At 66.9% G+C, this 23,459-nt stretch carries 18 protein-coding genes and 1 pseudogene; 4 read left to right on the top strand and 15 right to left on the bottom strand.

The genetic code is table 11. The annotated features are described in order from the left end of the window. Positions 1 to 24 precede the first annotated feature (24 nt). The 3 genes from G486_RS0120945 to G486_RS23035 form a co-directional block, all read right to left on the bottom strand. The gene (locus G486_RS0120945; RefSeq protein WP_027017284.1) at positions 25 to 258 is read right to left on the bottom strand and encodes a Fis family transcriptional regulator; all 234 of its coding nucleotides are present in this window, start codon (positions 256 to 258) and stop codon (positions 25 to 27) included. Further along, a complete protein-coding gene (gene dusB / locus G486_RS0120940; protein WP_027017283.1) occupies positions 255 to 1,325 on the bottom strand; it encodes a tRNA dihydrouridine synthase DusB in 1,071 nt (356 codons plus the stop codon). Before dusB ends, G486_RS0120945 begins: the two co-directional genes overlap by 4 nt. A gap of 114 nt (positions 1,326 to 1,439) precedes the next feature. Continuing rightward, positions 1,440 to 1,973, bottom strand: coding sequence for a hypothetical protein (locus G486_RS23035; RefSeq protein ID WP_156920119.1), 534 nt, complete (start codon positions 1,971 to 1,973; stop codon positions 1,440 to 1,442). 87 nt (positions 1,974 to 2,060) lie between these two features. Here G486_RS23035 and G486_RS0120930 point away from each other — a divergent pair, with 87 nt between their 5' ends. After that, positions 2,061 to 2,591 (top strand): YqaA family protein, encoded by a 531-nt coding sequence (locus tag G486_RS0120930; RefSeq protein WP_245587386.1) that lies wholly within the window; start codon positions 2,061 to 2,063, stop codon positions 2,589 to 2,591. 219 nt (positions 2,592 to 2,810) lie between these two features. Here the strand turns inward: G486_RS0120930 and G486_RS0120925 are convergent, their stop codons facing one another. From G486_RS0120925 to mdlC, 7 genes are all read right to left on the bottom strand, one after another. Further along, positions 2,811 to 3,440 (bottom strand): response regulator transcription factor, encoded by a 630-nt coding sequence (locus G486_RS0120925; protein WP_027017281.1) that lies wholly within the window; start codon positions 3,438 to 3,440, stop codon positions 2,811 to 2,813. 34 nt (positions 3,441 to 3,474) lie between these two features. After that, a complete protein-coding gene (locus G486_RS0120920; protein WP_027017280.1) occupies positions 3,475 to 4,548 on the bottom strand; it encodes a sensor histidine kinase in 1,074 nt (357 codons plus the stop codon). 101 nt (positions 4,549 to 4,649) lie between these two features. Then, on the bottom strand, positions 4,650 to 5,978 hold the full coding sequence (locus G486_RS0120915; RefSeq protein WP_027017279.1) for a TolC family protein: 1,329 nt from the start codon (positions 5,976 to 5,978) through the stop codon (positions 4,650 to 4,652). Between the two features lie 26 nt (positions 5,979 to 6,004). Continuing rightward, on the bottom strand, positions 6,005 to 9,166 hold the full coding sequence (locus G486_RS0120910) for an efflux RND transporter permease subunit (protein WP_027017278.1): 3,162 nt from the start codon (positions 9,164 to 9,166) through the stop codon (positions 6,005 to 6,007). Further along, the gene (locus G486_RS0120905) at positions 9,163 to 10,287 is read right to left on the bottom strand and encodes an efflux RND transporter periplasmic adaptor subunit (RefSeq protein ID WP_027017277.1); all 1,125 of its coding nucleotides are present in this window, start codon (positions 10,285 to 10,287) and stop codon (positions 9,163 to 9,165) included. Before G486_RS0120905 ends, G486_RS0120910 begins: the two co-directional genes overlap by 4 nt. 590 nt (positions 10,288 to 10,877) lie before the next feature. Then, complete coding sequence (locus tag G486_RS0120895) at positions 10,878 to 11,876, bottom strand: Bug family tripartite tricarboxylate transporter substrate binding protein (protein ID WP_027017276.1); 999 nt, start codon at positions 11,874 to 11,876, stop codon at positions 10,878 to 10,880. Between the two features lie 75 nt (positions 11,877 to 11,951). Further along, positions 11,952 to 13,583, bottom strand: coding sequence for a benzoylformate decarboxylase (mdlC, locus tag G486_RS0120890; RefSeq protein ID WP_027017275.1), 1,632 nt, complete (start codon positions 13,581 to 13,583; stop codon positions 11,952 to 11,954). A gap of 161 nt (positions 13,584 to 13,744) precedes the next feature. Between mdlC and G486_RS0120885 the strand changes: the two genes are divergently transcribed. Together G486_RS0120885 and G486_RS0120880 are read left to right on the top strand one after the other, a co-directional pair. Further along, a complete protein-coding gene (locus tag G486_RS0120885; RefSeq protein ID WP_027017274.1) occupies positions 13,745 to 14,668 on the top strand; it encodes a LysR family transcriptional regulator in 924 nt (307 codons plus the stop codon). Between the two features lie 58 nt (positions 14,669 to 14,726). After that, complete coding sequence (locus tag G486_RS0120880) at positions 14,727 to 16,241, top strand: YdgA family protein (protein WP_027017273.1); 1,515 nt, start codon at positions 14,727 to 14,729, stop codon at positions 16,239 to 16,241. A gap of 262 nt (positions 16,242 to 16,503) precedes the next feature. On the opposite strand, the gene G486_RS0120875 is transcribed toward G486_RS0120880, so the two are convergent. From G486_RS0120875 to G486_RS0120855, 5 genes are all read right to left on the bottom strand, one after another. Further along, positions 16,504 to 17,517, bottom strand: a complete 1,014-nt coding sequence (locus G486_RS0120875) for a tripartite tricarboxylate transporter substrate-binding protein (RefSeq protein ID WP_034388684.1) — start codon at positions 17,515 to 17,517, stop codon at positions 16,504 to 16,506. Positions 17,518 to 17,633: 116 nt separating this feature from the next. Beyond that, positions 17,634 to 18,512 (bottom strand): carboxylating nicotinate-nucleotide diphosphorylase, encoded by an 879-nt coding sequence (gene nadC / locus G486_RS0120870; protein WP_027017271.1) that lies wholly within the window; start codon positions 18,510 to 18,512, stop codon positions 17,634 to 17,636. Positions 18,513 to 18,642: 130 nt separating this feature from the next. After that, positions 18,643 to 19,605, bottom strand: a complete 963-nt coding sequence (locus G486_RS0120865; RefSeq protein ID WP_034388681.1) for an NUDIX hydrolase — start codon at positions 19,603 to 19,605, stop codon at positions 18,643 to 18,645. A 114-nt stretch (positions 19,606 to 19,719) separates the two neighbouring features. Continuing rightward, on the bottom strand, positions 19,720 to 21,078 hold the full coding sequence (locus G486_RS23030) for a L,D-transpeptidase family protein (RefSeq protein ID WP_051303716.1): 1,359 nt from the start codon (positions 21,076 to 21,078) through the stop codon (positions 19,720 to 19,722). Next, complete coding sequence (locus tag G486_RS0120855) at positions 21,078 to 22,295, bottom strand: L,D-transpeptidase Cds6 family protein (protein ID WP_245587385.1); 1,218 nt, start codon at positions 22,293 to 22,295, stop codon at positions 21,078 to 21,080. The genes G486_RS23030 and G486_RS0120855 overlap by 1 nt, the downstream gene beginning before the upstream one ends. 451 nt (positions 22,296 to 22,746) lie before the next feature. Here G486_RS0120855 and G486_RS23225 point away from each other — a divergent pair. Further along, positions 22,747 to 23,459: pseudogene (locus G486_RS23225) on the top strand (hypothetical protein); the annotation flags it as partial.

Genomic DNA, 23,459 nt, shown 5'->3' with positions numbered 1-23,459 from the left:
AGCGTGATCTGTGCAGGCGCAGGCTCAGAGCATCTGGTGCTCGAGCAGCTTCTTGCGCAAGGTATTACGGTTCAGTCCCAGCCAGTCGGCAGCACGCGACTGGTTGTTGTCGGCCTGGTTCATGACCACTTCCAGCAGCGGCTTTTCGACCAGGCGAATCAGCATGTCGTACATGCCATTGGGCTTTTCGCCGTCCAGGTCCCGGAAATAGACTTCCAGGCTTTCCCGGACGCATTGTTCTATGTTTTGATTGCTCATGCCGTCATTCCTGCGGGCTCTGCGAGACCGGTGCCCAGGGCACCACTCCCGATGACGGCCGGTATGCGATCCATGCGGGCGCCCAAAGCGTCCAGATAATCGGCCACGGCCTGCCATTGCGCTGCGCAGTCCTCGATGGTGTTGATGTGTTGTCTGAATGGCTCGCCCTCGGGCAGGCCGCGTAGATACCAGGCGATGTGCTTTCTTGCACTGCGCACGCCCGTGGTTTCGCCATAAAGGCTGTAGTGGTCTTGCAGATGTTCGAGCAGCAGGCGGCGCAGCTCGGCGACCAGGGGAGGCGCCATGTGCTCGCCCGTGGCCAGGTAATGTGCAATCTCGCGGAAGATCCAGGGCCGGCCCTGGGCCGCGCGTCCGATCATGAGCGCATCGGCGCCGGTCGCGGCCAGCACCTCGCGCGCCTTCTCGGGGCTGGCGATGTCGCCATTGGCGACCACGGGCACGCGGACTGCGGCCTTCACGGCGGCAATCGTCTCGTACTCCGCAAAGCCCTTGTAGCCCTGCTCGCGCGTGCGCCCATGGACGGTGAGCATTTGTATGCCCACCTGCTCGAAGCGCCGCGCCAGCGCCACGGCATTCTTCTCGGCCGCGCACCAGCCGGTGCGCATCTTGAGCGTCACGGGCACGCCATGGGGCTCGCAGGCGGCCACGACCGCAGCCGCGATCTCCACGGCCAGGGCCTCGTTTTGCATCAGCGCCGAGCCCGCCCACTTGTTGCAGACCTTCTTGGCCGGGCAGCCCATGTTGATGTCGATGATCTGCGCGCCGCGCTCGACGTTGTAGATGGCCGCCTCGGCCATCATCTGCGCATCCGTGCCCGCGATCTGCACCGCGATGGGCCCGGGCTCGCCCTCATGGTTCGCACGCCGGCTGGTCTTGAGGCTGTTCCACAAGTCCTTGCGCGAGGTCACCATCTCGCTGACTGCATAGCCCGCGCCCAGGGCTTTGCACAGCTGCCTGAACGGCCTGTCCGTCACTCCGGCCATGGGAGCGACGAACAAACGGTTAGGAACAGCATGCGCACCTATGGACAGCGGCTGTGAAAGCATGGCGAGAGATGAAGAAAAGACGCGAGCGGGGGAGCAAGATTGTACCTGCCCAAATTTTCAGCAAACTGAAAACGGGCAAGTCCCGGGCCTTGAACCCGGCCGGCGCCCCAGGGCTCAAGGCCTGGCTGCATAGCTGTGCCAGTCTCCGGCAACCGGCTCCAGCCCATGCCGCGCCAGGACCGCGCGCCACCACTGGCGGTTGAAGATCACATCGGGTGATACCTGTTCGTCGGGCAGGGCCGCTGCCTGCCTGCGGCCCTGGGGCCAGCCCAGATCCAGCACCTGCCCGTTGGCCATGGGGCCGCGCACCACCTGGGCGGCCCGGCGCCCATCGACCACCCAGGGGTCGAAGCGCAGAGCCTGCTTGCCGGCCACGGATTCACAGCCCACGAGCCTGAGCTCCAGCCCGGCCTGCCCCAGATCGTGCTGCACGGCCTGCAGCCGCTGCGGCACGGCTGGTGCCTGGGCCGCACAGCCCGCGCCGGCCAGGGCCTGGCGCCAGGGGTCGTGCTCCCGGCCGGAATCCACCGTCGCTGCGCAGCCCCCGAGCACGAAGGGCAGCAGGCCCCAGGCCACGGCGCCCGCTCCCCAGGCTTTCGCCTTGTCGACCATTCCCAGCTGTCCCCTCCCTGGTGCGCGAGCTTGCATGCCTCTTCCTTGCCTGATGAACAAAGTCCCCACAATAGCCGCGCGCCACGCTCAGGCCAATCGGCCTACACCTACACTTGCGCTGCTATGGAAGTCTGGATAACACAGCTGCTGGGCTGGCTGGCCCTGCCCCAATTCGGCCTGAGCACGGTTTTTGTCGTGGCCCTGCTCTCGGCCACCTTGCTGCCACTGGGCTCGGAGCCCGCCGTGGTCGGCCTGCTGCAACTCAACCCCGAGCTGTTCTGGCCCACGATCTTCGTGGCCACGGCCGGCAATACGCTGGGCGGCGCGATCAGCTGGTGGATGGGCCTGGGCGCGCACAAGGCCTGGCATGCGGCGCGCGCGCGCCGCCGCGCAGGCCAGCCCGAGCAGAGCAAGCCGCCGAGGGCGCTCTCGCGCAACGAAAGACGGGCGCGCATCTGGCTGCGCAGGCTCGGCCCCAAGGCCTGCCTGCTGAGCTGGCTGCCCATCGTCGGCGATCCGCTGTGCGCCGTGGCCGGCTGGCTGCGCATGCCCTTCTGGGCTTGCGTGTTCTATATGGCAATCGGCAAGTTCGCCCGCTACCTGGTCATGACGACCGTGCTGCTGCAGTTGCTTCCCGCCTCCTGGAAGTTCTAAGAACGTGTTTACGATCTATAAAAAGAGAGCTGGTAGCGCTTGCCAGTCATGGATTTCAGATTGAAAAGCATCTGAAAGCCAGATATATCAAGCGCTAGCAGCTCTGTTTTTTTACATGGTTCATGACGCTGTCTTTTGCGGCCGGACACCGCAGGCAGCAAGCAGGCACCGTCTCCCTTTCAGGGGGAAGACGCGAGGCGGCTCAGGGGCTGCCGGATCTCACCGGATCTCCAGCCGCTCCAGCGCGCGCACCAGATCGGCCAGGGTGCGGACCTGCATCTTGCGCATGGCCTGGGCGCGCCTGACCTTGACCGTGATCTCGCTGACCTCCAGGTCCGCCGCAATCTGCTTGTTGAGCTGACCGCGCACCACGCCGACCAGCACCTGCTGCTCGCCACGCGACAGGCTTTGCCAGCGCTCGCGCAGCGCGTCCTGCGTGGCATCCTGGGCGCGGCGCTCGCGGTCCTGGGCGATGGCCGCCTGTATCGCGTCGAGCAGGCACTGATCGCGAAAGGGCTTGGTCAGAAACTCCACCGCGCCCATCTTCATGGCCTCCACGCTCATGGGAATATCGCCATGGCCGGTGATGAAGATCGTGGGCAGGCGCAGATCCAGCTCCAGCATCTGGCGCCTGAACTCCATGCCGCTCTGGCCCGGCATGCGAATGTCCAGCACCAGGCAGGCCGGCCCCTGCGAAGGAGCCTGCTCCCAGTGGGCGAGAAAGTCGCGCGTGGAGCCGAAGGCATCGACGGCCAGGCCGACCGAGGCCAGCAAATCCTCGACGGCCGCGCGCACCGAGGCATCGTCATCGATCACATAGACCCGGGCCTCGGCGCCCTGGCCCTGCATATTCAAGCCGTCAGCAAGCACAGCGGACTCCGTTTCATGCGCGCTCTCGCGCGGCAGTGGCCATGGTGACATGAAAGACTGCGCCGCTGGCCCCGTCCTCGCGGTCCGTGGCCCAGATGCGCCCGCCATTGGCCTCGGCCATGTGGCGGCAGATGTTCAGCCCCAGGCCCATGCCCTGGCTCTTGGTGCTCCAGAACGCATCGAACAAATGGCTTTGCGCGGATGGCGACAGGCCATGACCGGCATCGCTGACGGTCAGCACCAGTTGCTGGCCCAGGGCCTGGGTCGCAACACCTATGCGCCGGCGCTGGGGCGGCACATCCTGCATCGCATCCATGGCGTTGAGCAGCAGATTGCCCAGCACCTGCAGGAACTGCACCCGGTCCCAGAAGGCCGGTGCCAGGCCGCTGGCCAGGTCCGCCTCGACGAGCACCGAGCGCTTGTCGAGCTCGGCCTGGGACAGCCTGAGCATTTCGCGCACGGCCTCGTTGAGGTCGAAGGCCTGCTTGTGCGGAGCATCGCCGCGCGCCATGCCGCGCATGCGCACGATCACCTCGCTCGCGCGCTGGGCATCGGCCAGGATTCTGCCCAGCGCCTGCCCGGCCTTGTCCAGGTTCGGCGGCTGCTGGGCCAGCCAGCGCTGGCAGGCATTGCCGCTGGTGACGATGGCCGCCAGCGGCTGGTTGACCTCATGCGCAATCGAGGCCGTGAGCTGGCCCACGCTCGTGGCCTGGGTCATGCGCAGCAACTGGGTGCGGGCCGCATGGGCGGCATTCTGGGCCGTCACCATCTTCAGGCCCAGATAGGCGGTGATGGCGATCGCCAGAATGCTGATGCAGGTATTGATCAGCCCCGTGCGATAGGCCCCGGCCGGCGTGAGCGCAAAGCTGGCCAGGGTCAGGACGATGCAGATGCCGGTGATCACGATCACCGTTCTGGGGCTGAACCAGCGCAGGGCCACGAGGATGATGGCCGTGTGGAACACGGCGGCGGCCACCGCATACTCGGTGAGCGTGTCCAGCGCGAAGATGGCCGCCATGGCCGCGACCATGCCCAGCAGAACCAGGGTTCGGCGCAGGTGCGAGTCTTGGCGCAGTTCGGACTTCATGGAAAACAGGCGGGCGACGGCAGGAAGAACCTGCAGATTGTGACGCAAGCCGCCGCCTCTGAGGCGCCCCGGCCCGGGGCCGGGGCGCCGCTCGGGTCCGCTCACAGTGCGGGCCGCTGGCCTATGCCCAGCTGCAGCTCCACCGTGGCCGTGGCCAGATCGGCCTCGGCCTGCAGATAGCCGAGGTAGGCCTCGTCGGCCGAGCTCTGGGCGGCCAGCAGCTCCAGCAGCGAAGCCTCGCCATGGCGGTAGGACAGGCGCATGCCTTCGAGCACACGCTGAGCATCGGCGAGCACGCCGTCGCGGTAGCGCTCCACATTCTCCTTGGCCGCAAGAAAGCGGAAATGTGCGGAGCGCACCTCGGCCTCGGCCTTGTTCTGGGCCTGCTGCAGGCCCAGCATGGCCTGGGTCACGGCGGCCTCGGCCTGCAGGATCTCGCCGCGGTTCAGGCGCGAGAACGGCAGCGGCACGCTGACCGACATGTTGAGCACGCGCGAGCGCCCCTCGGCATCAAACGCATCGCCTCCATGGTCCACGCCGGCCGTCGTTCCGGGCCGCGTGGTCATGCCCACGGCCACGGTCGGGTTGATCCAGCGATTGGCCTGGGCCAGGCCTGCGTTGTCGCGCGCATGGTCCAGGGCCGCATGGGCCTCGCGCACATCGCTGCGCGCCTGCAGGGCCTGGTCCACCAGGGCCTCTATGTCCTGGCTCTGGCTGAAGGGCTGGAATGCGCAGTCGAGCTCCTGGCTGGAGAACACCTGATTCAGGCTGCGCCCCAGCGGAATGGCCAGGGCCAGGCGCGAGGTCTGGACCTGGGCCCGGGCCTCGGTCACCTCGGCCTGGAACTGGTCGCGCTCCACACGCGACTGGCGCCATTCGATGGCGCCTATGTCGCCGGCCTTGCGCCGCACATCGTTGGCGCTCACCACATCGGACAAGGCCTTCAGGGTCTGCTGCTTGCGCTGCAAGGCCTGGTGCTCCATGCAGGCCTGGGTGAAGTTCTCGGCCGCATCGGAGAACAGCTGATGGCGGAACGCCTCCACGCCGACCTCGGTGAGCTTGAGCGCGCTGCGCGCCGCCTTGATGCGGGCCGCGCGCTTGCCCCCGGTCTCGACCTCCATGCTCAGCTCCAGCTTGCGCTCGCGCGGCCGAGGCAGGCCGGTCTTGACGCGCTCGCGCGCAACCTCGTAGCTGAGCTCGGGATCGGGCCGTATGCCCGCCATGCCGATCTCGGCCTTGGCCGACTCCACGTTCTGCAGCTCGGACTTGAGCTCCAGGCTGTGCTGCTCCACGGCATCCAGATAGTTGGCAAAGCTCACACCGGCCGAAGCCGGGGCCGGGGTCGCAGCGGGTTGCGCGAACGCAGCGCCGCTCAGGCCCAGGGCCAGCAGCACGGCCGAGCAGCTGATGGAATAAGAGAAAAACTGCATAGCAAATCCTGTGTTCCTGCGAGACCTCATCCCCGGGCGGCGGCTGCAGCGCCGTCCTCGCGGGCCTCGTCCTCATACAGCTCGCCGCGCTCCAGCGCACGCTGGCGCTTGCGCTCGGCCGTCTTTTGCGCGCGCTGCTCGATCACGTAATACAGATTCGGCAGCAGCAGCAAGGTCAGCAAGGTGGCGCTGACCAGGCCGCTGACCACCACCGTGGCCAGGGGGCGCTGCACATCGCTGCCCAGGCCCGTGGCCAACATGGCCGGCGTGAGGCCGAAGGCCGCCACCGTGGCCGTCATGAGCACGGGGCGCATGCGGCTGCAGGCACCTTCGAGCACGGCTGCGCGCAAGTCCATCTTCTCCTCGCGGCGCAGACGATTGATCTGCGAGACCATGAGCACGCCCGAGAGCACAGCCACGCCGAACAGCGCGATGAAGCCCACGGCGCTGGAGACGTTGAGCGTCATGCCGCGCAGCAGCAGCCCGGCCAGGCCGCCAATCATGGCCAGCGGCACCACGCCCAGCACCAGCAGCGGCTGGCGCAGGTTGCCGAACTCGCCGAACAGCAGCACCAGCATGATGCCCAGGGTCAGCGGCAGCACCACGAGCAAGCGGGCCTCGGCACGCTGCAGGTTCTCGAACTGGCCGCCCCATTCGACATGGATGTGCTGCGGGTCGTACTTGAGCTCGGCATCGATGGCCTCGTGCGCCTCCTTGAGAAAGCTGGCGAGATCACGACCGCGCACATTGAGCTTGACCAGGATGTGGCGCTCGCCGCCTTCGCGCACGATCACGCTCTGGCCCACGGTGGTGGAGATGCGCGCCACATCGGCCAGCGGCACCTGGGCACCGCTGGCAGCCGTCAGGCGCAGGGCGCCAATGGCCTCGGGGCTGCTGCGCGTCTCGGGCGTGAAGCGCACCGTCATGTCGTAATTGCGCTCGCCCACGAACAGCTGGCCTATCGAGGCCCCGCCCACGCCCGTGGAGATCAGTTGCGCCACATCGGCCGCATTGATGCCGTAGCGCGCGGCGGCTGCGCGGTCCAGGTCGATGCGCAGATTGGGCAGGGGCGGCTCTATGTCCACGGCCACGTCGGCCGCGCCCGGGACGCGCGACAGAATCGCCACCATGTCGTCGGCCACGCGCCGGTCCTCGTCGAGATCCTGGCCGTAGACCTTCACGGTCAGATCGCTGTGCGCACCCGAGAGCTTGTCCTGCACACCGTCGATCATGGGCTGCATGAAGCCCACGGTATAGCCGGGCAACTGGGCATAGCGCTCGGACATCTTGTCGATGAGCTCCTGCTTGCTCAGGCGCGACTTCCATTCGCCATAGGGGTGCAGACCCACGCTGGCCTCGATGTGCGAAGGCGTCCAGTAGTCGGTGCCGTCGTCGTTGCGCCCGGTCTGGGTGACGATGTAGGAGACTTCGGGAAACTCCAGGGTCACGCGGCGCAGCTCGTCGGCCATGTCGCGCGCCTTGTCCAGCGTGATGCCCGGCGGCATCTGCACCTGCAGCCAGATCGAGCCTTCGTCCAGATAGGGCAGAAAGTCACGGCCAATCGATCCGGCCAGCACCACCAGCGCCACCAGGGCCGCAGCCACCGCGCCCATGAGCCAGCGAGCATGGCCGACGGCGCCGAGCAAAAAGCGCTCGTAGCGCTCGCCCAGCCAGTGCAGCACGGGGTTGTGGAAGACCTTGCGCGGACGGCGGAATGCAAGCCAGGCCAGACCCGGCGTGAGCAGCAGGGCCACGGCCAGCGCGCCCACCAGGGCCGCGCCCACGGCGCTGGCCATGGGCGAGAACAGCTTGTACTCGATGCGCTCGAACGCGAACAGCGGCAGATAGGCAGCTGCGATCACGCACATGCCGAAGAAGATGGGACGCGCCACCTGCAGCGTGGCCACGATGGCATCGCGCGGCGTCAGCGGCCTGTCCTTTTCGGCCTCGCGGCGGCGCAGAATGTTCTCGACCACGACCACCGAACCGTCGACCAGGATGCCGAAGTCGATGGCGCCCAGCGACAGCAGATTCGCAGGAATGCTCGCATGGTGCATGAACACAAAGGCCAGCAGCAACGCCATGGGAATGGTCAGCGCCACGATGAACGCGGCACGCGGGCTGCCCAGGAACAGCAGCAGCACCAGGGTCACGACGACCAGGCCTTCGGCCAGGGTCTTGCCCACGGTATGCGTGGTCTTGTCGATCAGCGTGGTGCGGTCCAGGTAGGCCACGAGCTTCACATCGGCGGGCAAGAGCTTGGTGTTGAGCTCGTCCACGGCCGCATGAATGCCCTGCAGCGCCAGCGAGGGATTGGCGTCCTTGAGCAGCAGCACAATGCCCGACAAGGTGTCGGAGTTGCCGTCCTTGCCCAGGATGCCGCGCCGCTCCACGTTGCCGTAGGTCAGCCGGCCCAGGTCCTTGACCAGGATGGGCGTGCCGCTGTCCGTGGTCTTGACGACCACGTTGCCCATGTCGTCCAGCGAGCGCAGCAGGCCCACGCCGCGCACCACGTAGGAAACGTCGCCGCGATCGACCACGCTGCCGCCGCCGCTGGCGTTGTTGTCGTTGATGGCATCGATGACCTCGGCCAGGGTCAGCTCGTACTGCAGCAGGCGCGCAGGATCGAGCTCCAGCATGAACTGCGTGGTCAGGCCGCCGAAGTTGGTCACGTCGACCACGGCCTGCACCTTCTTGAGGCGCGGAATCACCACCCACTGCTGCAGCTCGGAGAGCTCGCGCAGGCTGCGCGTGGGACTCTCCAGCGTATAGCGGTAGACCTCGCCCGTGGGCGAGCTGTAGGGGTCGAGCTCGGCGCGCGCGTCATAGGGCAGCTCGACCTCGTCCATGCGCTCCTTGAGGCGCTGGCGCGCCCAGTAGCCGTCCACGCCGTCCTCGAAGACCACGGTGATCAGCGACAGCGCAAACAGGCTGCGCGAGCGCAGCACATGCATGCCCGGCGTGGCCAGCAGCGCCCGCTCCAGCGGAATCGTGATCTGCTGCTCGATCTCCTCGGCCGCCAGACCCGGCACCTGGGTCACGATCTGCGAGGTCACGTCGGCGATATCGGGATAGGCCTCCAGCGGCAGCTGCTTCCAGCTGAACACGCCATACAGGGCCGCGAAGATGAAGACCAGCCACACCACGCCACGGCGGGCAAAGCTGAGGTTGACGAGTTTTTCTATCATTGCAGCAGCACCCCACCATTGACCACGACGCGCTCGCCCGCAGCAATGCCCGAGGTGATCTCCACCAGGTCACCCTGCTGCACGCCGACCTGCACCTGGCGCGATTCGAAGCGGTTGTCGCCCTGGTCCACGAACACGCGCGTGCTCACGCTGCCCTGCAGCAAGGCCGTGGCCGGCAGCATCAACGCCTCGCGGCCCGCGCGGTCAAAACTCACGCGCGCAAACATGCCGGGGCGCAGCTTGCCTTCGCGGTTGTCCACGGCCACGCGCACCTTGACGCTGCGCGTGGCGGGATCGACGAGCTCGCCCACATACTGCACGCGGCCTTCGATGCGCAGATCGGGATAGGCCGAGAGCGTGATGTGCGCTGGCTGGCCCACATCCACCTGGGCCAGGTCGCGCTCGGACACATTGGCGCTGAGCCAGACCCGGCTGAGGTCGGCCACGGTCATCACCGAGGCGTTGACATCGTTCCAGTACGCGCCTTGCGAGCCTTCCATCTCCACCACGCGGCCGCTGATCGGCGAAGTCAGCACATAGTTGCCGCGCGCGCTGCGCTGCACGCTGGCACCCAGCTGGGCCAGGTGATCGCTGGCCGCGCTGGCATCGGCGCTGGCAGCTTCCAGCGCCTGGTGCGCAGCCTCGTAGTCCTTGCGCGCTGCGATCTCGGCATCGAAGAGCAGCTTCTGGCGCTCGTATTCCTGGCGCGCCTGCACCAGGGCTGCCTGGGCCTTGGAGTGCTCGGCGCGCACGCCCGAGACCTCGGACGAGTCCATGGTGATCAAGGCCTGGCCGGCCTTGACCGCATCGCCGAGCTGGTGGTGCAGCCTGACCAGGCGGCCGACCACGGGCGGCGTGATCTTGACCAGCTTCTCGGGCTCGGCCTCGATGCTGGCCGGAGCCGACAGACTGGTCTGCAACTCCTGCAGTTGGATGCTCGCGACTTCGAGCTTGGGCAGCAGGGGCGAGCCCTGGGGCACGATGACCAGGGCTCCTTCGCGGCGCAGGGCGGCGCCGTCTGCCGGCTCAATCGCCGATGGCTTGGAGCCGTCGCAGGCCGCGAGGGCCGCGCACAGCGCCAACAGGCTGGCCGGTCTTGAATACGTGAGAAAGCGGGGCATGGAGACAGTGGTCATAAACGAGGAAAGCAGGATGCGGCCCGGCAGGCGGCGCGGCCGCGAACACCGGCCCGGGTCATGGGCACGGGCCCGGTGAGCGGGCTCGCTGGCAAGCAGCCCCCAGGGACCGGGGCGGTTTTGGAGAGTGGCAAAAGATGGCATGACGGATCCAGCAGGCCGGGACCGGCATGGCTTGCCGTCCTCAGGCTCTAGAAAAGCAGCGCCCGGTGCGGGGGCTGCGGGTCGTGGCGAAGGAAATACAGACGATGGGGACGGCGCGGCTGCGCCTCGCAGGATCGGGGTCCATGCACTACCTCCTCAATTTCTAAAGGCCGCCTGGCAAGCGGCCGGCGCGCGCAGAAACCGGTGTCCATTCCGCGCACCAGGGTCTTGTTCTGGGTGACGCTGAATTATCGAAGCCACTGTCCTCCATGAGGCACTGATATTGGGTAGGCCGGAATCGCTTTTGGTAGTGCCGTCCTATACCTTGGTATAGAGGTCGTCCCATGCGGACCGCCGCAGACGCAAAAAAGCCGCCAGCAAACGCTGGCGGCTCATGGGGTGCATGCAGGGCACAGGGGCCTGCAGCAGGCTTAATCCACGCGCAAGCCTATGGCCTTGACGAGGTCGCCGAAGCGTTCACGCTCCTTGGCGTGGTGCTCCACAAAGGCCTGGCGGCTCATGGGCGCAGGCGTGGCGCCCAGGGCCTGGATCACGTCCTGCACGCTTTTTTGCTCCAGGGCCTTGGCCAGGGCCGCTCGAACCTGGGCGATCACGGCCTCGGGCACGCCCGCTGGCGCATAGAGACCGAACAAGGTGTCGGCATCAAAGCCCGGCAGGCCGCTTTCGGCCAGCGTGGGCACATCCGGGTACTGGGGCAGGCGGTGGGGACTGCCTATGGCCAGCAGCCTGAGCTTGCCGGCCTCGACCTGCTTGAGGCCCGGCCCCGGATCGAACCAGAACTGCAACTGGCCGCTGAGCATGTCGCTCAGGGCCGGCCCCGCGCCCTTGTAGGGCACGTGGGTGGCCTCGACCTCGGCCATGCGCTTGAACATCTCGCCGGCCAGATGCGGCGATGTGCCCTGGCCCGGCGAGCCATAGGCGAGCTTGCCGGGGTTGGCCTTGATGTATCTGATGAACTCGCCCACATCCGCGGTCGGCACGCTGGGATGGGTCTCCAGGAACACATGAACGCGGGCCACGGCCGCCACGGGCGTCAAATCCTTTTCGGGATTGAAGCTCAGGCGGCTGTAGATCATGGGGTTGATGGTGATCGCCCCGCCCGAGCTCAGCAGCAGGGTGTAGCCGTCCTTGGACGCGCGCACGGCCTCGCTGATGCCGATGTTGCCGCCTGCGCCGGGCTTGTTGTCCACCACCACCGACTGGCCCAGCACCTGGCTCATGGTGGGCGTGACCGCCCGGGCGAGCACGTCGGCCGCACCGCCGGGCGCAAAGTTCACGATCAGGCGCACGGGTTTTTCGGGCCACTTTTGCGCACTCTTTTGCGCCCATGCGGGCTGGGCCATGAGGCCGGCTCCCGCCAGGGCCGCGAGGACCATAAGCCGGCGCCTGAAAATCTGCCTTTTGAACATCTGCTTGTCTCCTTGGATTCTGTTGCTTTGTCTTGAAAAGGATCTGCGTCCAGGCCTGAGAACGTGTTCACGATCTCAGGCCACCTCGACCTCGACCAGCATGGGCCGCTCGTGCAGCAATGCCTTGCGCAGCACGGCCTCCAGCTCATGGGCCTGCTCCACATGTACGGCATCGCAGCCCTGGCCGCGCGCCAGGGCTACGAAGTCCAGGTCCGGCAGCTCCGTGCCTTCGACCTTTTCTCCCTCGCGGTAGCCGAACACCCGGGAGAAGTCCTGCAAGGCCGCATAGCGCCGGTTCTTGAGGATCACAAAGGTGATGGCCAGCCCCAGCTGGGCCGCGCTCCACAGCGCCTGTATGGAATACATGGCCGAGCCGTCTCCGATGACGGCGATGACCTTGGCCCGGGGCTGCGCCAGGGCCACGCCCACGGCGGCCGGCATGCTGTGGCCCAGACCGCCGCTGCACATGGTGTAGAAGGTGGCCGAGTGAAAGATCGGCAAATGGGTCTGAATGACGGGGCGCGAGCTCGGAGCCTCCTCGACGATGATGCTGTGCTCATCGCGCACCTGGGTCAGCGTATGCATGGCATAGGCCACCGACATGCGCTCGCCGGGCGCGGGCGGCGCGGGCGTCTCGGGCACGGGCCTGGCCCTGGGCGCCGCACGCCCGGCCTCGGCGCCGGGCGCACGCGCCAGCAACTCCTCCACGCCCATGCGGATGTTGCCCACGGCCGCCGTGCCCACGGGCGCCCAGGCTGCAATCGCCGGGTCCTCTATGAGCTGATAGAGCCGAGTGCCTTCGGGGATATGCGGCCCCTCACCTTCCACGTGATAGGTAAAGGCTGCGGCCCCGACGGCAAACACCACGTCATGGCCGTCAAGGTGCTGGACTATGCTCTCGCGCATGGCCGGCAGAAAGCCCGCGAACAGGCGGTGATCCTCGGGGAAGCTGCAGCGTCCGCTCATCGGGGCCACGAATACGCGCGCCTGGTGGCGCTCAGCCAGGGCCACGACCGCATCCCAGGCCTGGCCACGGTCCACGGCCGCCCCCACGACAAAGGCCGGGGCCTGCGCCGACTCCAGCGCCTGACCGATCAGCTCCAGCGTCTGGGGATTGGCCCGGGACTCGAAGCCCACATGGCGCACGGCAATCGGCTCGGCCGCACGGTCCCAGTCGTCGGCAGGAATGGACACCAGCACCGGGCCGCGCGGCTCCTGCATGGCGATGTAGTAGGCGCGTGCCAGGGCCTGGGGCACGTCCTCGGCCCGCGCGGGCTCGCAGCTCCACTTCACATAGGGCTTGGGCAGCTCGGCCGCCTGGGCCGAGTGCAAGAAGGGGTCGAACTGCAGCAGCGAGCGCGCCTGCTGGCCGGCCGTGATCACCATGGGCGTGCGGTTCTTGAAGGCCGTGAAGATGTTCGCCATCGCATGGCCCACGCCAGCGGCCGAGTGCAGGTTCACAAAGCTCGCATTGCGCGTGGCCTGGGCATAGCCGTCGGCCATGCCCACGACCACGGCCTCCTGCAGGCCCAGCACATAGCTGAAGTCCTCGGGATAGTCGCGGAACAGCGGCAGCTCGGTGGAGCCCGGGTTGCCGAAGATTTTTGTCATGCCCAGCTCCCTGAGCATGGCGATCACCGCATGGCGCACGGTATAACCGCAGGCCTGGGGATGGGCCTGCTGGCTCTCAGGGCTCAGGACTTCGATTCGATCGGCGTGCAAAGCGCATCTCCTTTGGTATGGCAGGCGCTGTGCCTGCGGCCACGCACGCATGAGCACAGACGCCTTTGTGTGACTGCAAGCCCTGCATGGTGCATGGCGCTGAGATTTTCAGCAATTGAATAAAGCATCTATGAGATATTCACCCCATGGATATCAAAACCCTGGACCTGAATCTGCTGCGCGTTTTCGACGCCGTCTTCCGCCACAGCAGCGTGAGCCGCGCGGCCGAGGAGCTCAACCTGTCCCAGCCCGCGACCAGCCAGGCGCTGACGCGGCTGCGCCTGCTGCTCGGCAATCCCTTGTTCGAGCGCACCCAGGGCGGCGTGCGGCCCACGCCGCGCGCCCAGCGCCTGGCCCAGGCCGTGGGGCTGGCGCTGGAGACACTGGAGGTCGCCGTCTCCGAAGCCCAGAGCTTCGAGCCCCTGCAGGCGCGCCAGTGCTTTCGCCTGCATGTGAGCGATATCGGCGAGGCGCGCTTTCTGCCCCAGCTCATGCAGGCCCTGCGCCAGCGCGCACCGCATGTGCAGTTGCAGACCCAGCCCCTGCCCATGGCCGAGATCGCCGATGCGCTGGACCGCGGCCTGCTGGATCTGGCCATAGGCTTTCTGCCCGGCGTCACGCGCACCCGGCAAAGCGTGCTGCTGTCGGATCACTACTGCCTGCTGCTGCGCGCAGGCCATCCGCTGCTGGATGCGGCCCAGGGACGGCGCCTGACACCGGCCCAGCTCAAGCGCCTCGACTATGTGGCCGTGCGCTCGCACTCCGAGACCCTGCGCATCCTCAAGAGTCTGGAGCTCGATGCGCGCATACGGCTTTCGGCCGCGCATTTCCTGGCCGTGCCATCCATCGTCAGCCAGACCGATCTGGCCGTGCTCATGCCCGCGCAGATCGCCCAGGGCTTTGTGCAGCTCGGCGGCTATGCGGTGCTTGAGGCCAGCCTGCCCGCCAGCGATTTCCATGTCTCCGTGCACTGGAGCTGGCGCTTCGAGCAGGAGCCGGCCCTACAATGGCTGCGCGCTCTGGTTTGTGAACTTTTCCAGCAGCCGGGAAAACCCTCAGGGTTTTCCTGATGCCCGGTAAACTGGCCACCCCCAGCTACAGGGGCTTTGCAACCAATGAAATTTCATAATGAGCAATAAAAAAACCGTATTGGCCGCGGGCGTGGCATTGGCCATCGTCGCCTATGGCGGCGCCACTTGGTACATGGGGCAAAAGGCCGAGGCCAGCTACCAGGAAGCCGTGACCCGGCTGGGCAAGCTGATTGGCGAGAAGACCATTCTCACCAACGAATACAGGAAAGGCTTTTTCTCGGCCGATGCACGCCTGGTGCTCGAATGGAAGCAGCCCCAGGTCGAGCAGGAGCATGACGGCGACGAGACCGCCGAGCCGCCCAAGCCCATGCACCTGGTCGTGAACAGCCATGTGCGCCACGGCCCCATGGCCGGCGGGCGCTTTGCAGCTGCAGCCACGGTTTCCAACTTTGCCATCGAAGGCATGGACGAAAAATCCAGGCAGGTGCTGGCCAAGGCCACAGCGCCCACGCTGACCACGGTCCACCACCTGGGCGGCAGCCACAGCCTGCGCTTCGTGCTGCCCCAGGGCGAGCTCGGCGACGAGGAAATGACCATGAGCTGGCAGGAGCTGATCATGGAGAGCAAGCTCAGCGACAACAACCAGCATGCCAAGGGCGATCTGCGCTGGCCCGGCCTGAGCATCAGCGCGCTGACCAAGAACACCGACGAGGACGAAGACGAGGACGATGAGGCCGACCCCGAGGACCTGGAGGAAGGCCAGGCCGCCGAAGCCCTGGCCGCCACCCGGTCCCTGGGCGAGCGCACCCTCATCAGCTTCGAGGGCCTGGACGGCAGCTTCGAGACGCGCATGCTCGAAGGCCTGTGGGGCATGGGCCCGGGCAAGGGCAGCATGAACCTGGCCCGCCTGCTCGTGAGCAATACACCGGCTGGCGGCGGCGAGACCAAGACCGTGGCCGACCTCAAGGACTTCAAGGGCAACAGCGTGGTCGAGGCCGACAAGGCGACCCTGGGCATGGTCAATGTCATCAAGGCCAAGGGCCGCATCGGCGAGCTGGACTTCGACTCCCTGGAGCTGGAGGAAAAGCTGCAGCGCCTGGACATGGAGGCGCTGCGCAATTTCCAGCGCTACATCATCGACGCCTACTACGCGAAAAACACCGACCAGGCCATGCCGGCCCCCGAGGAGCGCGGTCCCGAGCTGCTCATGGAGAACGCCCCGCGTCTGATCGCAGCCAAGCCCGCGTATTCGATGAAGCTGTCGGCCACCTACCTGGGCAAGACCGGCATGCTGGAATACGGCGCCGAAGTGCAAAACCCACCCGAGGCCGAGCAGATCCAGCAAATGGGCTTCATGCCGGTGCTCGTGCAGTCGGGCGTGCTGCATGCCAATGCCAGCCTGCCCAAGAGCTGGATAGGGCCCATCATGAAGTCCACGGGACAGGACGAGGTTGCGCCCGAGGAGATCGAAGCCATGCTGGGCATGGCCGAGGCCTCGGGCTACGCCAAGCTCGAAGGCGAGAACCTGACCAGCAGCTTCAGGATGCAGGGCGGCAAGATGGAGCTCAACGGCAAGCAGATGCCCCTGCCCTTTGGCGCGCTGAATCAGTAAGAGCGTGTCCACGATCTAAGAGCGCGTTCTCCAGGGCGATGGCATCTCAAAACCGATGCCATCAAGCCCCTCCCCTTCGGGGAAAGAAGCCATACCGGCAAGCGCTCAGGCGGGGGCAGATGCAATCTGCCCCCTGAAACCCCAGCGCTATCGCTATCAAAATAAAAGCTGCCAGCGCTTGCTACAAACGGATTTCAGATGGTTTATCTACTGAAATCAATGACTGGCAAGCGCTGGCAGCTCATTTTTTAATGAATCCCCATCAATCCACGCCCAGGCCCAGGCTTTGCGTCAGGCGTGCATAGCGCTGCATGTCGTCCGCGATCAACTGCTGGAACTGCCGGGGCGTCTGCCTGACCCGGGTATAGCCCTGGGCACTCAGCGCCTCGCGCATGGCCGGCTGCTCGATGATCTGGCTCAGCACCTGGTGCAGCCCATCCACCTGGGCATCGGGCATGGCCGCGGGCGCGAGCAGGCCGTGCCACTGCTGGGCCTCGAAGCCCGCCAGGCCCTGCTCGGCCACGGTAGGCACCTCGGGCAGCTGAGGCTGGCGCCGCAGCGAGGTCACGCCCAGGGCACGCAGGCGTCCGGCCTCCAGCAGCGGCCAGGCGCTGCTGAGCGTGACCATGCCCGCCGGCACCTGGCCCGCCGCCACCGCCGCCACCGCTGGCGCACAGCCCTTGTAGGGCACATGCTGCAGGATCACGCCCGCAGCCTCGGCCAGCATCTGCGCGCCCAGGTGCTGGGGCGTGCCATTGCCGCAGGAGGCATAGGCCAGCGGCGCAGCGGGGCTGGCCGTGGCCAGGGCCTGGCCCAGGCTTTGCAGCGGGCCCGCAGCCGGCACCACCAGCACCGAAGCGATATTGCCCGCGTTGAACACGGCCTTGAAGTCGTGCAGCGGATCGAAGTCCAGATGCCTGTAGACGCCGGGGTTGATCGCAAACGAGCTGTTGACCATGAGCAGGGTCGAGGCATCCGGCCCGGCCTGGGCCACGAGCTGGGCGGCGATGTTGCCGCTGGCGCCGGGCCGGTTCTCCACGATCACGGTCCGGCCCAGACGCTGCTGCAATTGCTCGCCCAGGCGCCGGGCCAGCAGATCCGTGCCGCCGCCCGGAGGAAAGCTCACGACGATGGTCAGCGGCCGGGCCCCATTCCAGGCGCCGGCCCAGCCGCCAGCCTGGGGCCCGAGGCTCAGACTGCCGGCCACCAAGGCCATTCCTGCCAGCCCGGCCAGCAGGCTGCGGCGCCCGGGAAGCCGCTTCAAACGGGTGTCCATCCCCACGCTCCAATCTCCTCTTGCAAGCCTTTTGAGCACCTCAAACCGGCGCGGCCCAAGGCCGCAGACAGCGCCCCAGGGCCGCCCCGCAGCCTCAACTGCGGCTCAGGGGGCATTTATTCATCCAGCCCGATATCCAGCACACGTGCGCTGTGCGTGATCCAGCCCACGGCGATCTGGTCCACGCCCGTGGCGGCCACGGCGGGCGCGGTCTCGGGCGTGATGCGGCCCGAGGCCTCGGTCACGGCACGGCCCCGCGCCATGGCCACGGCACGGCTCAGCGTGTCAAGGTCCATGTTGTCCAGAAGCACCACGTCCACGCCCAGGGACAGCGCAACTTCGAGCTGCGCCAGCGTGTCCACCTCCAGCTCGATCTTCACCATGTGGCCCACGCCCGCACGCGCACGCTCCACAGCCTGGGCCACGCTGCCGGCCAGGGCGATGTGGTTGTCCTTGATGAGCACGGCATCGTCCAGGCCGAAGCGGTGGTTGCTGCCTCCGCCCACGCGCACCGCATACTTTTGCACGGCGCGCAGGCCCGGCAGGGTCTTGCGCGTGCAGGTCACGCGCGCGCCCGTGCCTTCGATGGAGCGCACGATGGAGGCCGTGGCCGAGGCCACGCCGCTCATGTGGCACAGGTAGTTGAGCGCCACGCGCTCGGCACTCAGGATGGCGCGCGCGCTGCCGCTGATGTGTGCAATCTCCATGCCCGGCGCAAGCGCACTGCCATCGGCCAGCAAGGGGGTGAACTGCGAGCCCGCATCCAGCGCGCGAAAGGCCAGACGCGCCATGTCCAGCCCGGCCAGAACCCCGGGCTCGCGCGCCACCAGGCGCAGCCTGGCCCTGGCGTCCTGGGGCACGATGGCATCCGTGGTCAGATCTCCGGCCCGCCCCAGATCCTCCAGCAGGGCATGGCGCACCAGGGGTTCGAGCATGAGCTCGGGCAAGGGCGGCACAGGCAGGCGGGCCGTCGTGTTCTGTGTATTAATGCTCATATTGAGTATTTATAGGGCAAAAAAAAGCGCGTCCTGGATCAGGCCAAGGCACAGGTCGGCGATCCTAAAGAACCGAAGGCCGAAGTGTCAAGCCATTGTCACGAGCAGGGTCACCCACGTGCCAGCCGCATCATGGGCTTTGCCGCACCAGCGGCAGCTTGCTGCCGGCCATGGCCCGCTCCAGCAGCACATCGCGGCGAAAGCGGAACAGCTTGGCCGGGCGGCCGGCCGCACCGGCCGTGAGCTGGCCGGTTTCCTCGACCAGATCCTGCTGCTCCATGAGTCGGCGAAAGTTCTGCTTGTGCAGGCCGCGCCCCGCCAGGGCCTGCACGGCCTGCTGTAGCTGCAGCAGCGTGAACTCGGGCGGCATGAGCTCGAACACCACGGGCCGGTACTTGATCTTGGCGCGCAGGCGTGCCATGGCCGTGGCCAGAATGCGCCGGTGATCGTGGTGCATGGACTCGCCGGGCAGGACCTGGGCCACGCAGCGGCCCTGGCGCCTGGCCTCGGCCACCAGGCCGGCCTCGAACAGCAGCTCGTAGCGCTGCAGCACCAGCTCCTCGTTCCAGGCAATCGCCCCGAGCCCGAAGCAGATCTGCGCACGCTGGTGCCGGCGCGCACGCTGTCCAGCATCGTCCTGCGCCTCGGCCCAGGACGCGAGTGCGGGCGCTATCTGCTGGGTGATCAGCGCCGGCGCGCCATGGCGCCAGTCCTCCCAGGGAAAGTAGTCATACCAGTCGCGCCACACGGCCTGGCCTTCGCTGCGGTCCACGGCCTCGCGCGCCAACCCCAGGTAGCTGATGGAGATCATGTGCTGGCCGCCATCCGTGCGGTCGCGATCGGCAAAGGTGTAGAGCTGCTCCACATAGCCCAGCGGATGGTGGGTCTGCTGCTCCACCCAGGCGCGCAAGCTGGTCTGCAGGGAGCGGTGCCCGGCCTCGAACGGCCCTGCGGGCAGGCCCTTGCCGCCATGCGTGGTGAGCACGCGCGGCTGCCCATTGCTGACGCTGGCCAGCACGGCCACAAGCTCGGCCTGCAGCAGATGCTGGGCGCTGCTTTCCGGATGGGGTGAGGGTTCGGAGGATCGGGGCACAGGCAGTGGATGGAAGATTCGGGCACCGGCCTCCAGCAGGACCGGTGCGGCCTATGGTAGCTGCAGTGCCGTGTGCCTCATGCCCACGGGCGTACAGGCACAGCGGCCCAGGGCCTAGCGCAGAATGTCCTCGGAAAAGATCTTCCAGCCATTCCCCGTCTTGCGCCAGTACTGGCGCAGCTGCAAGGCCGATGCAGGGTTGCTGCCCACCAGCTTCAGGTTGACCACCCGCAGCTCGCCCTTGGGCTCGCTCCAGGAGAACACGCCCACATCCTGCAAGCCCATTTGCGGCTGTTTGAACTGGCGGCTCAGCTGGTCCAGCGTGTTGCGCGCCGGCCGGGAGCGGAGAAAGCCCGCCTCATAGACCCCGGACAGGGACTCGGCCTGCTGCTCCAGCGATTGCTCCGCCGCGCGGCCCTTGCCGCCGGCGCCACTCCAGGCCTGAACCCAGGACTGCAGCAGGCGCTGCTGGTCCTGGGCCGCGCTTTCGCGGCCCGCATTCTTCAGCGCCACCCACTCCAGACTCTCGCGTATGAGCACCGGCGTCTGCCATCCCACATCCTTCATGAGCCGCAGCAGGTCGGGGTTGGACAGCACCACGCAGCCATCGCTGGCCATGGGCAGGCGCGCGAACTGCTCGGGCGGTGTGCCATGCAGCCAGATGCCGCTGCCCGTGCGGCCCAGATACCGGTCCCAGTCATTCGGATAGTTCACGGTCAGCGCGCCCTTGCCGTAAAAGCTGGGCAGCCTGGATCCCGCCAGTTGGCGGGAGATGAAGTAAATGCCTTCGGGCGTGCGCTGATCGCCCTCTTTTTGCTTGTTCAGCCCCAACCGGCCCACGGTGACGTAGTAGTTGCCCAGGAGCCTGGGCACACCACCCTCGTTGGCAAAGAGATAAAGCCTGGACTTGCCCGCATCCACGGCAATCGCATGCTTGACCGAAGCTGCAAGCTGCAGGAAGTCGCTGGGCACGGCGTTCTCCGGCAGGGCCTGGTGGCTGGCCTCGACCCGGCGCTTGAGCTCTTGCTGCAGGCCGCGCAATTGCTCGTCCAGCGTCATGGGCTCGACACCGGCCGTGCTGCTGCCCGGCCTGAGCTGGGCCGCGAGCACGCCGCGCCCCGCAGCCTGCTCGGCACGCAGCACGGCGCTGGCGCCAAAGCCCGGAGCCGCAACCCGCCCCTGGCCCATGCGAAAGCGCAGCAGGTCCGCATAAACCAGTTGGGCGGCCTGGAAGTTCGGCACCTGGGCCGTGAGCTCGCCCGCAGCCTTGATGGCGCCATCGAGATCGCGCTGCTCCACCAGCCTGAGCACGCCCAGCAGCCGCGCTTCGGCATCCACCTGGGCGGCATCGGCTGCAGCCTGGGCCGAAAACGCCACGCCCGCCACCAGGCCCAGGGCCAGAAGATGGGTCCGGAGCGGCCTCAGGCCCTGCATGTTCTTTGGCACCTTGAACAAAGCCTTGTGCCCAGGCATCAGCCCGTGCTTTCCTGCGTGATGCGCCAGCGATTGCCTTCCTTTTGCATGCGCAAGGTCTTGCGCGTGGACACATTCAGCGCCCCGGACTTGTATTGCTGGCGGAACTGGGCCGTGGCCTGGCTGCCGTTGACCGTAGTCCTGAGTTGGCTCAGGGTCACGGTAATCGCGGCCTTGCCCACGATGCGCATGCGACGCTGCTCCTTCCAGCGCGGCAGGCTGCTGCCATCCCCGGGCTTGAACTTGTCGCTATAGGCATCGAGATAGCGCGTCATATCCTGACGGGCCCAGGCCTGGGCCCAGGCCTGCACCGCCTGCTCGACCTCGGCCACCTCGGCCTTGGCAAGCTGCCGGGCCTGGTCCCTGGCGGCTTCCTTGCCTGCGTCCTTGGCCGCCGGCTGTGGCTTGGCGGGCTCAGGTGCTGGAGCGGGCGCAGACACGGCAGGCGCAGGAGCCGCCGCCACGGCCACCTTGGGCGGCAAGGGCTTGGGCGGCAAGGGGTTAGGCGGTATTACGGCTGGCGCTGGCACGGCCGGTGGTGGCGGTGCCGGTACGGGCTGCGGCGCTGGCGCGACCGGGTCTTTCCTGGCCGCAGCCCTCGGCTCCAGGGTTGCTGCAGCCACGGGTTTGGGTGGCTCTTTCTGGGCCGCAGGCTGCTGAGCCTGCGCGACAACCTGCGCTGTCGCCTGCTTGGGAGCCGCAGCCAGCACGGTCTTGCCGCCATCGCCGGCCTTGGGATGAATTCTCGTGATCAGGGCCAGCTTGGGCTGGGGGCCGGCCTGGCGCCCGCCATCGATCTGCAGCGCCTTGGAATAGGCCTCGCTGGCCATGCGCGCATAAAGATCGCCCAGATTTTCATGGGCGGTCGCATAGCTGGGATTGGTGCGGATGGCCTGGCCCAGGACCTCCACGGCCTTGGCCTCCTGCCCGGTTTCCGCATACAGCACCGCGAGATTGTTATAGGGCTCGGGCAGGTTCGGATAATCCTTGGTCAGCCCCGTGAAAATCGCGATCGCCTGGCTGCTGCGCTTTTGCTCGGCCGCGATCACACCTTGCATGAAGCGCATCTGCACATCGCCCGGCGTCTTGCGCAGATAGCTTTCGGCCTCACGCGCAGCCTGCGCGGTCTTGCCCTGCTCCAGCAGTTGCGCGACCTCGGCCACGGCATCCTGGGCTGCATGGGCGCCATGCCATACCCCCAGGCTTGCGGCTGCCACGGCAGCCGGGCGAACAAGCCATGAACCAAGGGATTCGGGCTTTCGCAATGTAAGCCTGGACGCAAGCCGCATATGGATGCTTTCTGTGCAATGAGATGGGGGCTGATTTTGGCCCCGGGCACGAAGGCCCGGGGTTGCAAGAAAAGCTGGCAATTTTATAGGCATAAATCCTGATCACCCTGGCGCTCGGCAAATGCCCATTGCGGCTCACCAATCTGCCGCAATGCCCGCGGAGAAGGTAACGAAACAAATGTGCGGGCGTTACGTAACGTCTGCAGTAACACTGCACGCAACACCACCCTACCCTGAGGGCCTACCTCATACGAATCAAACACTTGGGTGACTTTTTCTCTTTCTCCCCTGGGTAAAAAAGCCTGGCACGCAAGTTGCGTCTTCAGACACGACATCCGGCCTCACAAAGCTGTCGCCCAACTTTTTTGAAGAGAGAGCAATGACCGTCTCCATCCCCCAGCCTGCCAGCAACGCACCTCTGGCCTCCTCGCCCGCAGAATCCATCATGGTCGCCCAGGCCTCGCTTTCCGAGCTCGCGCCGGCTGCCACGGCCAGCTCCCAGCCTGCTGCAGCCACCCTGGCCAATGCCAGCCCCGGCGTGCAAATCGTGCGCAACGGAGAGACTCTGGCAGCCCAGGCCGGCTCGACCCTGCAGATCGGCGACAAGATCATCGTGCCCGCCGACGGCCATGCCCAGGCCTTGTTCAACGGCGCCAACGGGCAGACGCTGGCCGGCAGCTTTGCGGGCGGCACCGAAGCCACGCTGGCCCAGCGCAGCACCGAAGAGGGCATGAGCTCCCTGGTGCTGGACCTGGCCTCCGGCGACGTCCAGGTCTCACCCCTGGACGAAAGCCAGGCCATGGGCCTGATCGTTTCCCGGGAAACTTCGGAAGCCGGCGGCTCTACCCTGGGCGACTTTCTGCTGGCCGGCCTGGCTGGTGCAGGCGTAGGCGCACTGATCGCCAAGAATGACGACGATGATTCGTCCTCAGGTTCGGGCCTTCCCCCTGGTGGCAACCCCACCGATGGCACGGGTGGCACCGATCCCACGGACGGCACGGGCGGCACCGATCCCACCGACGGCACGGGCGGCACCGACCCCACCGATGGCACGGGCGGCACCGACCCCACCGATGGCACGGGCGGCACCGA

The organism is Comamonas composti DSM 21721 (genome assembly GCF_000429845.1).
Taxonomy (GTDB): Bacteria; Pseudomonadota; Gammaproteobacteria; order Burkholderiales; family Burkholderiaceae_C; genus Comamonas; species Comamonas composti.
Note: the sequence above shows the minus strand (reverse complement) of the source record. Positions and strands in the feature narration are given on the sequence as shown.

Bases quoted from the DNA above. Each gene is read 5' to 3' on its own strand.
- G486_RS0120945 (WP_027017284.1), bottom strand. From the start codon at position 258: ATGAGCAATCAAAACATAGAACAATGCGTCCGGGAAAGCCTGGAAGTC.
- dusB (WP_027017283.1), bottom strand. From the start codon at position 1,325: ATGCTTTCACAGCCGCTGTCCATAGGTGCGCATGCTGTTCCTAACCGT.
- G486_RS23035 (WP_156920119.1), bottom strand. From the start codon at position 1,973: ATGCAAGCTCGCGCACCAGGGAGGGGACAGCTGGGAATGGTCGACAAG.
- G486_RS0120930 (WP_245587386.1), top strand. From the start codon at position 2,061: ATGGAAGTCTGGATAACACAGCTGCTGGGCTGGCTGGCCCTGCCCCAA.
- G486_RS0120925 (WP_027017281.1), bottom strand. From the start codon at position 3,440: ATGCAGGGCCAGGGCGCCGAGGCCCGGGTCTATGTGATCGATGACGAT.
- G486_RS0120920 (WP_027017280.1), bottom strand. From the start codon at position 4,548: ATGAAGTCCGAACTGCGCCAAGACTCGCACCTGCGCCGAACCCTGGTT.
- G486_RS0120915 (WP_027017279.1), bottom strand. From the start codon at position 5,978: ATGCAGTTTTTCTCTTATTCCATCAGCTGCTCGGCCGTGCTGCTGGCC.
- G486_RS0120910 (WP_027017278.1), bottom strand. From the start codon at position 9,166: ATGATAGAAAAACTCGTCAACCTCAGCTTTGCCCGCCGTGGCGTGGTG.
- G486_RS0120905 (WP_027017277.1), bottom strand. From the start codon at position 10,287: ATGCCCCGCTTTCTCACGTATTCAAGACCGGCCAGCCTGTTGGCGCTG.
- G486_RS0120895 (WP_027017276.1), bottom strand. From the start codon at position 11,876: ATGTTCAAAAGGCAGATTTTCAGGCGCCGGCTTATGGTCCTCGCGGCC.
- G486_RS0120885 (WP_027017274.1), top strand. From the start codon at position 13,745: ATGGATATCAAAACCCTGGACCTGAATCTGCTGCGCGTTTTCGACGCC.
- G486_RS0120880 (WP_027017273.1), top strand. From the start codon at position 14,727: ATGAGCAATAAAAAAACCGTATTGGCCGCGGGCGTGGCATTGGCCATC.
- G486_RS0120875 (WP_034388684.1), bottom strand. From the start codon at position 17,517: ATGGACACCCGTTTGAAGCGGCTTCCCGGGCGCCGCAGCCTGCTGGCC.
- nadC (WP_027017271.1), bottom strand. From the start codon at position 18,512: ATGAGCATTAATACACAGAACACGACGGCCCGCCTGCCTGTGCCGCCC.
- G486_RS23030 (WP_051303716.1), bottom strand. From the start codon at position 21,078: ATGCCTGGGCACAAGGCTTTGTTCAAGGTGCCAAAGAACATGCAGGGC.